This window comes from Salmonella sp. 2020_1395, assembly GCF_043848115.1.
Taxonomy (GTDB): Bacteria; Pseudomonadota; Gammaproteobacteria; order Enterobacterales; family Enterobacteriaceae; genus Salmonella; species Salmonella enterica.
In genome coordinates this window covers 290,989-304,751 of record NZ_JBCMFH010000006.1, presented here as the reverse complement: position 1 = coordinate 304,751, position 13,763 = coordinate 290,989, and the positions used below count along the sequence as shown (strand labels likewise).

14 protein-coding genes are annotated in these 13,763 nt (G+C 52.0%); 6 read left to right on the top strand and 8 right to left on the bottom strand.

Annotation, left to right across the window (positions count from 1 at the left end; all coding sequences use genetic code 11):
* Positions 1–289 precede the first annotated feature (289 nt).
* The 5 genes from yhhY to ACH0WD_RS12425 all read left to right on the top strand — a co-directional run bounded on the left by yhhY (position 290) and on the right by ACH0WD_RS12425 (position 5,090).
* Complete coding sequence (gene yhhY / locus ACH0WD_RS12445) at positions 290–778, top strand: N-acetyltransferase (RefSeq protein ID WP_001290279.1); 489 nt, start codon at positions 290–292, stop codon at positions 776–778.
* A gap of 264 nt (positions 779–1,042) precedes the next feature.
* Positions 1,043–2,257: a PfkB family carbohydrate kinase gene (locus ACH0WD_RS12440; protein WP_000667440.1), complete on the top strand. Its 1,215-nt coding sequence runs from the start codon at positions 1,043–1,045 to the stop codon at positions 2,255–2,257.
* A 15-nt stretch (positions 2,258–2,272) separates the two neighbouring features.
* The gene (locus ACH0WD_RS12435) at positions 2,273–3,034 is read left to right on the top strand and encodes a glutamine amidotransferase (RefSeq protein WP_001066509.1); all 762 of its coding nucleotides are present in this window, start codon (positions 2,273–2,275) and stop codon (positions 3,032–3,034) included.
* 53 nt (positions 3,035–3,087) lie between these two features.
* Positions 3,088–4,059, top strand: a complete 972-nt coding sequence (locus tag ACH0WD_RS12430) for a DMT family transporter (RefSeq protein ID WP_001038948.1) — start codon at positions 3,088–3,090, stop codon at positions 4,057–4,059.
* Positions 4,056–5,090, top strand: coding sequence for a phosphotriesterase (locus ACH0WD_RS12425; RefSeq protein ID WP_172480758.1), 1,035 nt, complete (start codon positions 4,056–4,058; stop codon positions 5,088–5,090). The genes ACH0WD_RS12430 and ACH0WD_RS12425 overlap by 4 nt, the downstream gene beginning before the upstream one ends.
* A gap of 44 nt (positions 5,091–5,134) precedes the next feature.
* Here the strand turns inward: ACH0WD_RS12425 and ggt are convergent, their stop codons facing one another.
* Positions 5,135–6,877 carry a gamma-glutamyltransferase gene (gene ggt / locus ACH0WD_RS12420; RefSeq protein ID WP_000805111.1) on the bottom strand — a complete coding sequence of 581 codons (1,743 nt, stop codon included), beginning with the start codon at positions 6,875–6,877 and terminating at the stop codon, positions 5,135–5,137.
* 125 nt (positions 6,878–7,002) lie between these two features.
* Between ggt and ACH0WD_RS12415 the strand changes: the two genes are divergently transcribed.
* Positions 7,003–7,419 (top strand): DUF2756 family protein, encoded by a 417-nt coding sequence (locus tag ACH0WD_RS12415; RefSeq protein WP_000826034.1) that lies wholly within the window; start codon positions 7,003–7,005, stop codon positions 7,417–7,419.
* On the opposite strand, the gene ugpQ is transcribed toward ACH0WD_RS12415, so the two are convergent.
* The 7 genes from ugpQ to livF all read right to left on the bottom strand — a co-directional run bounded on the left by ugpQ (position 7,416) and on the right by livF (position 13,763).
* A complete protein-coding gene (gene ugpQ, locus ACH0WD_RS12410; RefSeq protein ID WP_000073548.1) occupies positions 7,416–8,156 on the bottom strand; it encodes a glycerophosphodiester phosphodiesterase in 741 nt (246 codons plus the stop codon). The two genes, ACH0WD_RS12415 and ugpQ, sit on opposite strands and share 4 nt — an antisense overlap.
* Entirely contained in the window at positions 8,153–9,223 is a 1,071-nt protein-coding gene (locus ACH0WD_RS12405) for a sn-glycerol-3-phosphate import ATP-binding protein UgpC (RefSeq protein ID WP_000907844.1), read from the bottom strand. The genes ugpQ and ACH0WD_RS12405 overlap by 4 nt, the downstream gene beginning before the upstream one ends.
* Position 9,224: 1 nt before the next feature.
* Positions 9,225–10,070 (bottom strand): sn-glycerol-3-phosphate ABC transporter permease UgpE, encoded by an 846-nt coding sequence (gene ugpE / locus ACH0WD_RS12400; protein WP_000572196.1) that lies wholly within the window; start codon positions 10,068–10,070, stop codon positions 9,225–9,227.
* Entirely contained in the window at positions 10,067–10,954 is an 888-nt protein-coding gene (gene ugpA, locus ACH0WD_RS12395) for a sn-glycerol-3-phosphate ABC transporter permease UgpA (protein WP_000099306.1), read from the bottom strand. The genes ugpE and ugpA overlap by 4 nt, the downstream gene beginning before the upstream one ends.
* Positions 10,955–11,058: 104 nt before the next feature.
* Positions 11,059–12,375, bottom strand: a complete 1,317-nt coding sequence (gene ugpB / locus ACH0WD_RS12390) for a sn-glycerol-3-phosphate ABC transporter substrate-binding protein UgpB (protein ID WP_000624747.1) — start codon at positions 12,373–12,375, stop codon at positions 11,059–11,061.
* Positions 12,376–12,607: 232 nt separating this feature from the next.
* Positions 12,608–12,886, bottom strand: coding sequence for a hypothetical protein (locus ACH0WD_RS12385; RefSeq protein ID WP_000621260.1), 279 nt, complete (start codon positions 12,884–12,886; stop codon positions 12,608–12,610).
* Between the two features lie 163 nt (positions 12,887–13,049).
* Positions 13,050–13,763 (bottom strand): high-affinity branched-chain amino acid ABC transporter ATP-binding protein LivF, encoded by a 714-nt coding sequence (livF, locus tag ACH0WD_RS12380; protein ID WP_000416114.1) that lies wholly within the window; start codon positions 13,761–13,763, stop codon positions 13,050–13,052.

Sequence of the window (13,763 nt, the reverse complement as noted above, 5' to 3'; positions counted from 1 at the left end):
GTACTACATGTACGTGAGGAGCACGAGCACTTCACGGGGACAAAATGACAAGTAAGCCAGGCTGAAACAAAACCCAAAAAAAAGCCAGCGAAAGCTGGCTAAAGTAATACTGGAAGCAATGTGAGCAATGTCGTGCTTTCAGGTTCTCCGTAGGGGTTCCCCTGAATGCATGGCAATAATAATCATTCTCATTCGCACTTGTCTACTTCTTTTTGCAAAAAAATGCGGTTGACGGAATTTTCTTTCTCAGCGAGTGTAAATACACAATTACCCCTGCAGGAGATAAGGAATGAGTGAAATAGTGATACGCCACGCTGAACCGAAAGATTACGACGCCATTCGTCAGATCCACGCCCAGCCGGAGGTGTACCACAACACGCTACAGGTTCCTCATCCTTCCCTCGAAATGTGGCAGGCGCGGCTAACCGAGCAAGCCGGGGTTAAACAACTAGTTGCCTGCATTGACGATATTGTCGTTGGCCATCTTTCTATTCAGGTCACCCAACGTCCCCGCCGCAGCCACGTGGCCGATTTTGGTATCTGCGTGGATGCCCGGTGGCACAATCGCGGCATTGCCAGCGCGCTGATCCGCACAATGATCGACATGTGTGACAACTGGCTGCGCGTCGAGCGTATTGAGTTAACGGTGTTTGTTGATAACGAGCCCGCGGTGGCGGTGTATAAGAAGTACGGCTTTGAAATCGAAGGCACCGGTAAGAAATACGGCCTGCGCAACGGTGAGTACGTTGATGCGTACTTTATGGCGCGCGTGAAATAGCGCTTCCCCGCCCCACCCTGTGGGGCGAAACGTCACAAACCTTCACAACATTCCAGTTATTGCAACCTACTTCCCCTATATCAAAACAATAACCACCTGAATTTCATGGTTATTACCACTTTAAGCTTTATCACCGTTTTTTCCGTAATTTTAGCAATATTAATATTACATTTTTGTTTTTTTTTGGTTTCTGCCATCACTTTATGGTGACAATCACAACAATATACTCCTCCCGGGACTAATTTAACCACGGTGAGGTAAAAAATGAAATTTGAACGCCATCATAGAATATTGAAGGAACTCAGTATTTCGGGAGTTGTAAAAGTTTCAAATCTGGCGAAAAGTCTCAAGGTAACAAAGGAAACTATTCGTTCAGATCTCAATGAACTTGCCGGACAGGGATATCTTACTCGCTGTCATGGTGGTGCATTTATTACCCTTGATTCTCTTGATAACGTCGCAAAAAATGAAATTGCTTATGTGCTGGAAAAATATGAATCAGCGCAGAAAATAAAAAAAGGTCTCTCTGCCATGAAAAATAATGTATGTGTTATTGGCTCGTTCAATGTTGATATTATCAGTTATCTACCGAGATTACCCTCAACGGGAGAATCATTGCTGGCCGATAAATTTATTTTTTCACCCGGCGGTAAGGGATGTAATCAGGCATTAGCAGCAAGCTATGCCGACTCTGATGTGCATTTTATTACTAAAGTCGGCTCAGATCATTTTAGTGATTACGCCATTAATTTTATAAACTCATCAAAAATCCATAAAAGTGTTATCTACCAGACCAAAGAAACACAAACAGGTACAGCAACTATCATGGTGAATGGAGATACCGGAGATAACGTCATCGCTATCTACCCTGGCGCCAACATGACAATCTCCCCTGATGAAATCACCATTCAAAAAGAAGCCATTGTTCATTCAGATATTGTTCTTGTCCAACTGGAGACGAATTACGAAGCGCTGCAGCAAACAATTCGCCTCGCACAAAAAAATGACATACCGGTCATCATCAATCCAGCGCCATACAATGACATGGTTAACACTATCATTGATAACATTGACTATATTACGCCAAATGAAACGGAAGCAGGCCTGCTGGCCAATATGGCGGTTAATGATATCGAATCAGCCAAATGCGCGGCCAAAATTATTCATCAGAAAGGCGTCAAAAATACCATTATTACATTAGGTAGCAAAGGTTCGCTTGCTTATGATGGCACACAATTCATCTATTCCCCGGCATTTCCGGCAGTTGTAAAAAATACTGCGGGAGCGGGTGACGCTTTCAATGGCGCCCTCGCATCTGGTCTTGCAAAAGGAAAGTCACTGGCATCCGCATTGTGCTACGCCAGCGCATTTGCCTCACTTGCGGTTGAAACGCCTAATGCCTCTGATATGCCGGAAAACGACTCCGTTCTTCATCGTATTCAGGGTTCACATTACAAACAAACTATTTCTACTCACTAAATCAAGGAGCAGACTATGAACAATACGCAGAAAAAACTAAAGGTGCTCTTTATTGGAGAATCCTGGCATATTCATATGATTCATTCAAAAGGTTATGACAGTTTCACCTCCAGTAAATATGAAGAAGGCGCTACATGGTTACTGGAATGCTTGAGGAAAGGCGGCGTTGATATTGATTACATGCCTGCCCACACGGTACAAATTGCCTTTCCAGAGAGTATTGACGAATTAAATCGTTACGATGTGATTGTTATTAGCGACATTGGTAGTAATACCTTCCTGTTGCAAAACGAGACATTTTATCAGCTAAAAATAAAACCAAACGCTCTGGAGTCCATTAAAGAGTACGTCAAAAATGGCGGTGGACTACTCATGATTGGCGGTTATCTGTCATTTATGGGTATTGAGGCAAAAGCCAATTATAAGAACACCGTTCTTGCTGAGGTTCTGCCAGTTATTATGCTTGATGGCGATGACCGGGTAGAAAAGCCCGAGGGTATCTGTGCTGAGGCTGTCTCACCTGAACATCCTGTTGTTAACGGGTTCTCAGATTATCCGGTATTTCTTGGATATAACCAGGCCGTCGCCAGAGACGATGCCGATGTCGTATTAACAATAAATAATGACCCATTGTTAGTGTTCGGTGAATACCAACAGGGTAAAACCGCCTGCTTTATGAGCGACTGCTCCCCACACTGGGGAACCCAGCAGTTTATGTCATGGCCATTTTATACCGACCTGTGGGTCAACACGCTTCAATTCATCGCCAGAAAATAAAAAACAATGGAGTAACGAAAGTTACTCCTTTTATAAAATATAAGGATTGATGTATGAACAAGAATAAGTACTCAACCCCCTTACTGATGCTTGCCACCATCTTAGCCGGTATGCTTTCCCCGATGCAGTCTGCCGTTAATGGGCAGTTAGGACATTGGTTACAAGACGGTAATGCTTGCGCAGTAATCTCGTTTGCCAGCGGTCTGGTCGTCATGTTTTTTATTATTATTGCGCGCAAAGAAACACGCCAGCAATTCGCCTCAATCCCTACTCTGATTAAAAAGAGAAAAATCCCGCTATGGAATTGGTTTGCAGGATTATGCGGGGCTATGGTCGTATTTTCTGAAGGCGCATCCGCCAGTGCGCTGGGCGTTGCCACCTTTCAAACGGCATTAATTTCTGCCCTGCTTCTTTCCGGCCTGCTGTGCGACCGTTTTGGCATCGGTGTGGAGGAGAAGAAATATTTTACGCCATGGCGCATTACTGGCGCATTGTTCGCCGTTATCGCCACCATTTTTGTCGTGTCGCCACAGTGGCACTCAACCTCGTTTATCCTGCTCGCTATCCTCCCCTTTTTGGCAGGGTTACTCGCTGGCTGGCAGCCTGCGGGGAATGCTAAAGTCGCCGAGGCAACGGGCTCCATGCTGGTGTCCATTACATGGAACTTCATCGTCGGCTTTTGTGTCCTGGGCGCAGCGCTGGCGATACGTATCGCATTAGGCCATGTCACCATCCAGTTACCCGATACATGGTGGATGTATCTCGGTGGTCCGCTGGGTCTGCTGTCCATCGGGCTAATGGCGATTCTGGTGAGAGGCTTAGGGCTATTGATGCTGGGCGTAGCGTCAACAGCAGGCCAACTGCTTGGCTCAGTGCTAATTGATGAATTGATCCCTTCATTAGGCAATACGGTCTACCTGGTCACCATCATCGGTACGCTGTTCGCGTTAGTCGGTGCGATTGTGACCACCATCCCTGAATACAGAGCATCCAAAATGGCGCAAAGAATAGAGGTGTCAGAATGAAAGGTTTCCTGCAAACCGTAACAGGCCCGGTGGCGCATACGGATATGGGGCTGACGCTACCGCATGAACATCTGTTTAACGATCTGTCTTCGGTCGTAGACGAGCCACATTATGCTTTTTCACAGCAACTGGTGGGAAAGAAAGTCAGTGCTGACCTGCAGTGGGGGCTGAAACACGACCCATACTGCTGCGCCGATAACATGGACAGAAAAGAGATTGATGATGTTATCTTCGAAATCAATAACTTTATGTCTTTAGGCGGCAGGACGATTGTCGACGCCACCGGATCAGAATCCATTGGACGGGACGCCTCAGCGCTGCGAGAAGTTGCCTTAAAAACGGGTTTGAATATCGTTGCATCATCCGGACCTTATCTGGAGAAATTTGAAAGTACCCGGATCCATAAACCTGTTGAGCTGTTAGCCTCACTCATTGATAAAGAACTGAATCAGGGTATTGGCGAGACGGATATTCGCGCTGGCATGATCGGTGAAATCGGCGTATCTCCCGCGCTTACCCAAGCGGAGCGTAACAGCCTGCGGGCAGCGTCTCTGGCACAATGTAACAACCCCCACACGGCGATGAATATCCATATGCCAAGGTGGCTGCGACTGGGTGATGAGGTGCTGGATATCGTGCTGGAAGAAATGAACGTCTCTCCGGCAAAAGTCTCGCTGGCGCATTCGGACCCTTCAGGAAAAGATGTCGTCTATCAACGTAAAATGCTCGACCGTGGCGTATGGCTTGAATTTGACATGATTGGTCTGGACATCACCTTTCCAAAAGAAGGTGTCGCGCCGGGCGTTCAGGAGACCGCAGATGCAGTAGCGAATCTGATTGCACTGGGTTACGCCGACCAAATCGTTTTAAGCCATGATGTTTTTCTCAAACAGATGTGGGCGAAAAATGGCGGAAATGGCTGGGGGTTTGTCCCGAATGTCTTCCTCGCCTATCTGGCTGCTCGCGGAGTAGACAACGATACTCTGCGCAAGCTTTGTATTGATAATCCAGCCCGATTACTCACGGCATAATCTGCAAATAGCCCGGTGTCTGACACCGGGCCTGGAATTAAAAATCAGTATCCCGCCGTTAAATCATCCACCGAACGCGGGTCAGACGCACCGTACAGTTCGCCATCCGGTCCAACCATAATACTTTGGGTGCTGCCCATCGCTTCTTTCAACGCGACTTTCTGCCCTTTCTGTTCCAGCAACTTCAGCGTATCGGGGCTGAAGCCCTTTTCTACCCGCAGTTCGTCCGGCAACCATTGATGATGGAAACGCGGCGCGTTGGTCGCTTCGGCGACGTTCATGCCAAAATCAATGCTGTTCACTACCATTTGCAGCACAGTAGTGATGATTCGACTCCCGCCAGGACTGCCGGTCACCAGCCAGGTTTTGCCCTCTTTAACGACGATAGTGGGCGACATCGACGACAGCGGACGTTTTTTTGGTTCGACCGCGTTAGCATCGCCGCCCACCAGGCCATAAACATTAGGTACACCGGGTTTAGCAGAAAAATCATCCATTTGATTATTCAGCAGAATACCGGTATTTCCCGCCACAATTCCTGTGCCAAAGGTGGTGTTCAGGGTATAGGTCACCGCCACGGCATTGCCGTCTTTATCCACCACCGAGAAGTGGGTGGTCTGGTTGCTTTCATACGGGGCGAGCTTGCCAGGTTTGATCTGGCTGGAAGGTTTGGCCTTGTTGATATCAATTTGATCGGCCAGCGTTTTCGCATAGGCTTTGTTGGTCAGCGCCTGCCACGGCACTTTCACAAAGTCCGGGTCACCCAGATACTCTGAGCGGTCGGCATAGGCGTATTTTTCCGCTTCCGCCATGATTTGCATGGCATCGGCGCTGCCAAAGCCGTACTTCTTCATGTCGAAATTTTCGAGGATATTCAGGATCTGTACGATGTGAATACCGCCCGAGGACGGCGGCGGCATGGAGAAGACCTGATACCCGCGATAGTCACCGCTGATTGGCGTACGCTCAACGGCTTTATAGCTGGCTAAATCCTCTTTGGTCATCAGACCGCCGTTCTTCTGCATTTCTCCGGCAATCTGGTCAGCAATCGCCCCTTTATAAAACGCATCCGGGCCGTTTTCGGCAATCATTTCCAGGCTTTTCGCCAGATTCTTCTGGACCAGCTTATCGCCTTTTTTCAGCGGCTCGCCGTCTTTCCAGAAAATGGCTTTGCTGTTCTCATGGTTGGGGATCACTTCGCTGCCGTAAGTTTTTAAGTCGTCGGCCAGCGCATCGTTAACCACAAAACCCTCTTCCGCCAGCTTCATCGCCGGACGCACCACTTTATTCAGCGGCATCGTGCCGTATTTCTCCAGCGCCAGCGAGAACCCCGCCACGGTACCCGGCGTACCGGATGCCAGATGCGACGTCAGCGACTTTTTCGCATCGGCGTTACCCTGATCGTCGAGGAACATATCACGGGTCGCGCCAGCCGGCGCCATTTCACGAAAATCAATCGCCGTAGTGTTACCGTCTTTGGTGCGCAGCAGCATAAATCCCCCGCCGCCCAGATTCCCGGCTTGCGGATGCGTGACAGCCAGCGCATAGCCCACGGCGACGGCGGCATCCACGGCATTACCGCCCTGCTTTAAGATATCCACGCCAACCTGCGTCGCCATTGCATCCACGGACGCCACCATCCCTTGCGTCGCCCGCACAGGATGAAAGACATCTTCTTCAACACCATAGGAGACTGGCGGCGCGACGGGAGGATTGGCCACCGCGCTAAACGTCCCCCCGGCCAGCAGAGCGGCGATCGCCACCCAGCGCATAAACGTTGGTTTCATCGTTGTTTTTCTCCAGATAAATGGGTGTATGTCCCGTTTAATCCTGGTCCACAACGCTTAAAAAATCATCATCATGGCGAAATAGAGGTACACTTAAAAAGAGGCCTCATCGGGAGGAGACGACAATGAAACGCTTACTACTTATTACGGCTTTGTTACCCTTTGCTGTATTGGCCCAGCCAATTAATACACTCAATAACCCTAATCAGCCGGGTTATAAGATCCCCAGCCAGCAGCGTATGCAGACGCAGATGCAAACGCAGCAGATTCAGCAGCAGGGTATGTTGAAACAACAGATGCAAACGCAGGCGCGCAGCCAGCAGCAAAATCTACAGTCGCAGTTGAATGCCAATACGCAGCGGGTTCAGCAGGGACAGCCGGGCAACGGTATGCTCGGTCAGCAAACGCTGCCCAATACGCAGGGCGGAATGCTCAGCGGCAGCGGAAATCCGGACCGGATGCTAAACCATTCCCAGCCAATGTTGCAGCAGGGCAGCGGGACGCCGCAGCCTGACATCCCGCTGAAAACCATCAGCCCTTAAAACTGAAAGTGAGGGCCGATGTCATCAATGCGATCGGTGCAGATACAATCCACGCCCCAGCGCAGCAGCTCTGCCGCCCGCTGGGGCTGATTGACGGTATACACCAGAATCCGCAGACCCGCGGCCTTAATCTCTTGCACTCGCGTCTCATCGAGTAATTTATGGTTGAGATGGAGGGAAACACAGCCCAGACGGGTCGTCAGTTCACGCCAGTCTTCACGCCATTTATCCAGCAGTAACCCGCGCGGCAGTTCAGGTGCTGCCGCCTGCGCCGCTTCCAGCGCCTCTATCTCAAAGGAAGAAAGCAGCGGCGGCGTCATCCCGGCCCACAGTTCGCGGGCGGCCAACGCCACGACACGTCCTGTTAGCCTTCCGCTCCCCGTTGTCGGTTTGATCTCAATATTCGCCATCATGCCGTGTTTACGGCAGCGCTCCGCCACCTGCGAGAGCAACGGCAGCGGCTCGCCTTTAAATTCGCCGCTAAACCAACCGCCAGCGTCCACACGCAATAAATCCTGCCAGTTCAACTCGCCCGCCACACCCCAACCGTTGCTGGTGCGTTCCAGGTTATCGTCATGCAGCAGGAAAATTTCGCCGTCTTTCGACAGCTTGGCATCAAACTCAATCATGGTGTGCCCGTATCGCGCGCCCACGTCAATCGCCGCCAGAGTGTTTTCCGGCGCCAGTTTACCGCCGCCGCGATGGGCGACAATGTGGGGATAAGGCCAGTTACTCATACACGTTGTCCTGTTTCGCCATCAAAAAGATGCCGCTGATGTTCCGGCAGATGCAGCCATAGCGTACTGCCCGCCGCCGGGCGCTGGTGATGCGCCAACCGCACCACCAGTTTCTGATCGCCCCAGCGCCCATGCGCCAGATTATCCGCGCCCAGAATCTCCAGCGTGTCTACCGTTAACGGCACGCCGCCTTCCGACTGCGAGCTTAACGCAATATGCTCCGGGCGGATACCCAGCGTCATGTTACGTCCGGCATGACCCCGATAGCCCGCACCAATCGGCAACGCCAGACCGCCAGGCAATTCGAAACGGTCGCCGGAAGCGCTGATAACGCCGTCCAACAGGTTCATCGCCGGGCTGCCGATAAAGCTCGCCACGAAGCGACTGGCCGGTTTTTCATATACCTCTACCGGCGTGCCAATCTGTTCTGCGACGCCTTTATTCATCACCATCACCCGCTGGGCCAGCGTCATCGCCTCTACCTGATCGTGAGTAACATAGAGCGAGGTGGTACGAAGACGACGATGCAGATGTTGTAACTCCAGACGCATCTGCACGCGCAGCTTGGCGTCGAGGTTAGAGAGCGGTTCGTCGAATAAAAAGACTGCCGGCTCGCGGACGATCGCGCGCCCCATTGCCACGCGCTGCCGTTGACCGCCGGAAAGCTCGCGTGGACGGCGTTTAAGCAGGCCGTCCAGCTCCAGAATGCGCGCCGCCTCCCGCACGCGTTCTTCAATATGCGCTTTGCTCATACCGCGAATTTTTAGTCCCCACGCCATGTTCTCCTCTACGCTCATATGGGGATAGAGAGCATAGTTCTGAAATACCATCGCGATGCCGCGATCTTTGGGCTCCATCTCGGTGACCCGTTTGCGATCAATCCAGATATCGCCGCTGGTCACGCGTTCCAGACCGGCCACCATCCGCAACAACGTTGATTTGCCGCAGCCGGACGGCCCGACCATCACGATAAATTCGCCATCCGCCACGTCCAGCGTCAGCGGTTGAATTACCTGGGTTTTGCCGTCCCAGCTTTTGGTTACTGCCTGTAGTTTTAAACCAGCCATTTTATTTCTCACTATCGACCAGGCCACGCACAAACGCGCGCTGCATGGCTAAAACGATGACAACCGGGGGAATAAGGGTCAGCAGCATTGCCGCCATCACCTGGTTCCATTGCGTGGTACCTTCGCCAGTGGCGATCATCCCTTTGATACCCGCTACGGCAGTGCCAAGATTCACGTCGGTGATAATCAACAGCGGCCACAGATACTGGTTCCAGCCGTAGATAAAGGTGATGACGAATAACGCCGCCAGGTTGGTTTTTGACAGCGGCAACACGATGTCGCGGAAAAAGCGCATCGGCGACGCGCCGTCAATACGGGCCGCCTCCACCAGTTCATCCGGAAGCGTCATAAAGAACTGACGAAACAGGAAAGTGGCGGTAGCGGACGCCATCAGCGGTAGCGTCAGACCGGCATAGCTGTCGAGCATTTTCAGGTTGGCGATCACTTCCACCGTCGGGAAGATACGCACTTCAACCGGCAGCATCAGGGTGATAAAAATCATCCAGAAGAACAGGTTACGCAGGGGAAAACGAAACCAGACGATGGCGAATGCGGAAAGCATAGATACCGTGATTTTGCCTACCGTAATGCTGAACGCCATAATGAAACTGTTAAGCATCATCAGCCAGAATGGCGCGCTATTAACACCGACGCCGTTGACCCAAATAGTTTTGATATTCTCCAGTAACTGCGTGCCGGGAAGCAGCGTCATCGGCGTCTCAAACACCGCGCGGTCGTCCAGCGTCGCCGCGACAAACGCGACATACAGCGGAAACAAAATGACCGCGATCCCCAGAATCAGCATGGTATGGCTGAATATTGTCAGCCCGCGACGATTCTCTATCATTGGTAACGCACCTTACTTTCCACATAGCGGAACTGCACCACCGTCAGAATGATGACGAGGAACATCAACACCACCGACTGCGCGGCGGACGCCGAGAGATCCAGGCCGGTAAACCCTTCGCGATAGATCTTATAAATCAGCGTCGTGGTGGCTTGTACCGGCCCGCCGGCGGTCGCGGCGTCAATCACCGGGAAGGTGTCGAAAAAGGCGTACACCAGGTTGACCACCAGCAGGAAGAAACTGACCGGCGCAATAAGCGGCAAAGAAAGCCGGAAGAAACGACGAATCGGCCCGGCGCCGTCAATGGCCGCCGCTTCCACCAGCGAGCGGGGAATAGATTGCAGCGCGGCAAAGAAGAATAAAAAGTTGTAACTAATCTGCTTCCAGACTGACGCAAATACCACCAGGAACATCGCCTGACCGCTGTTTTGCGCGTGGTTCCAGTTATAGCCGAATTCGCCGAGGAAATGGGTGATTAATCCCCGCCCCGGGTTAAACAGGAAAATCCACAATACGGCGGCGACGGCGGGCGCGACGGCATAAGGCAGCAGCATCAGCGTCTGATAAAAACGGCTGCCGCGCACCACGTAATCCACCAGGGCGGCGAAAAACAACGAGACCAGCAGGCCGCTAAACGTGACCAGCGCGCTGAATTTAATCGTCGTCCAGAAGGCGTCGAGATAATAACTGTCGTGAAAAAGCGCGACAAAATTCTCCAGCCCGACAAATTGGCTGGAAAAACCAAACGGATCGACGCTTTGCAGCGAATACCACAGCGCTTCGCCCGCAGGCCAGATAAAGAAAATAACGGTGATAACCAACTGCGGGGCAACCAGTAAATACGGCAGCCAACGCGAGCGGAACACCGGACGGGATGATGACATGAAGGTTCTTTTCCTGGAAGGTGCCGGATGGCGGTGCAAGCACCTTATCCGGCCTACAAACGCTGTAGGCCTGATAAGCGCAGCGCCACCAGGCACTTATACACTTAAGATTTGCTCGCTTTCTCAAAACGACGCAGCAACTGATTCCCGCGATCCACTGCGGTATCCAACGCCTGTTGTGGGGTTTTCTTCCCGGTCCAGACGCTTTCCAGCTCTTCGTCCACGATGGTACGAATCTGCGGCATATTGCCCAGACGCAAGCCTTTGGTGAAGGGTAACGGCGGCTTATTCAACATCTGGCGAGTGGCGATATCCGCACCGGGGTTTTTATCGTAATAACCCTGCTCGCGGGTCAGCTCGTAGGCGGCGGTGGTAATCGGCAGGTAGCCGGTTTTTTGATGCCATTCAGCAGCGTTTTCCGGTTTTGCCAGGAAGTCGAGGAATTTGGCGACGCCGGTATAGGTTTCTTTATCTTTACCCTGCATGACCCATAGGCTGGCTCCGCCGATAATGGCGTTTTGCGGCGCGCCCTTGATATCAGCGTCGTACGGCATCATACCCACGCCATAGTTAAATTTGGCATACTGGCGGATATTGGCGAGCGAGCCGGAGGACGCGGTTGTCATCGCGCAGTCACCGTTATAAAACTTCTCGGTAGACTCGTCCTTACGCCCAACATAGCTAAAATCGCCTTTTTTATTCATCTCTTCCAGCAGCGCGATATGTTTCACCTGCTCTGGCTTATTAAACTCCAGCACCGCATCTGTACCGTCAAAGCCATTGTTTTTACTGGCGAAGGGGAGACCGTTCCAGGCGCTGAAGTTTTCCAGTTGGATCCAGCCTTGCCAGCCGCTGGCGTAACCGCATTTCATGCCTGCCGCTCTCAGTTTCGCGGTATAGTCAGCCAGCTCCTGCCAGGTTTTCGGCGGCTGTTCCGGATCTAAACCGGCTTTCTTAAAGGCGTCTTTGTTGTAGTACAGTACCGGCGTGGAGCTGTTAAAGGGCTGGGAGAGCAGATGCCCGCTTTTAGCATCGGTGTAGTAGCCTGCAACGGTTGGTACAAACTGGGACTCGTCAAAGTTAATACCGGCGTCTTTAAACACTTCATAAACCGGCTTAATGGCTTTCGAGGCCATCATGGTCGCTGTCCCAACCTCATAAACCTGCAATATTGCCGGCGCGTTGCCGGTACGGAATGCCGCGATCCCGGCGCTCAGGTTCTGTTCATAGTTCCCCTTATAGACCGGAACGATTTTGTAATCCGGATTGGCCTGGTTGAAACGTTGCGCCAGTGAATCAACTTCTTTGCCTAACTCCCCTTCCATTGAATGCCAGAATGGAATAGTGGTGACGGCCAACGCCTGACCCGTAAATGCCAGACTCAGCGCCAGTCCTAAAGCTGTATGTCGTAACGATATCATCGGTTATCTCTCTTTTTGTGCCGGGATGCGCGATATCACGCGTTTTATGTTCGCGGGGGTAACATGACATGCTCGAATGACAGAAAAATAACTTTTTTATTACAAAAAAAAGATAGTAAGGCGACAGAGAGATGGCAAGGCAGTGAAAGCGCCGGAAAAGAAAAGTGGGAGCTACGGCACGTCTGACAGCGTAATGCTGACCAGACATGCGTTATTTGGCTGGCGTCAGCAGTTAATCACGATGAGAATACTTTTTGTACAGATTTTGTAAGCGCCGCTGATCTCGCCGCTCGCGTTCACGCTGAATGTCGGATTTTTCATCCTCCCACGTTGCACAATCCGGATGATGACGCACTTCGCAGGTCGTTGCGGCCAGTGGATAAGGCGTTGCGGTTTCTTCTTGCCAGATAGCAGGATCGCGGGGATCAAAATCGTTTGAGGTTAAGGCGTTAACACTGAACGAAGCCGCGAACAACAGCGTTCCCATTATGCAGGCGCCTGAACGTATCATCCTTGCTCCTTCTTCGGTGGTTATAGTTGATAACTATTCTCAACTATAACATATTGGTACGAAAAATGTTCTACTGATTTGCCGAATGCCGAGTAATCCGCCAGGTCCGGTAAGCGGTAGCGCCACCGGGCGCGTTTGCCAGATGGCAGCTGTAAACTGCGCCTTATCCGCCCAGATAGGCGCTGCGCACCGCTTCGTTCGCCAGCAGCGCATCACCGGTATCGGATAGCACCACGTGGCCGTTTTCCAGCACATAACCGCGGTCGGCGAGCTTCAGCGCCTGGTTGGCGTTCTGCTCGACAAGGAAGATGGTCATACCCTGCTCGCGCAACTGCTCAATGGTGTCGAAGATCTGCTGGATGATGATCGGCGCCAGCCCCAGCGACGGTTCATCCAGCAGCAATAGCCTCGGCTGGCTCATCAGCGCGCGGCCAATCGCCAGCATCTGCTGTTCGCCGCCGGACATGGTGCCCGCTCGCTGGATACGGCGTTCATGCAGGCGCGGAAACAGCTCGTACACCCATTTGATACGCTCCTGAAACCGATCGCGCTCGGCAAAAAAACCGCCCATCGCCAGGTTCTCTTCCACCGTCATCCGCGAGAAGACGCGCCGCCCTTCCGGCACTATCGCCACCGCTTCACGCATGATTTTCGCCGTCTGCCAGTCGGTGATGTCTTTACCGTCAAACACCACCCGTCCGCTGGAGGCGCGTGGATCGCCGCACAAGGTGCCAAGCAGCGTCGTTTTCCCCGCGCCGTTAGCGCCAATCAGGGTAACGATTTCCCCCTGATTGATGTGCAGACTGACGTCGTGCAGCGCCTGAATCTTGCCGTAGTGGGCGCTGACTTTTTCAAACGTTAACATCGTTTTTTCCAT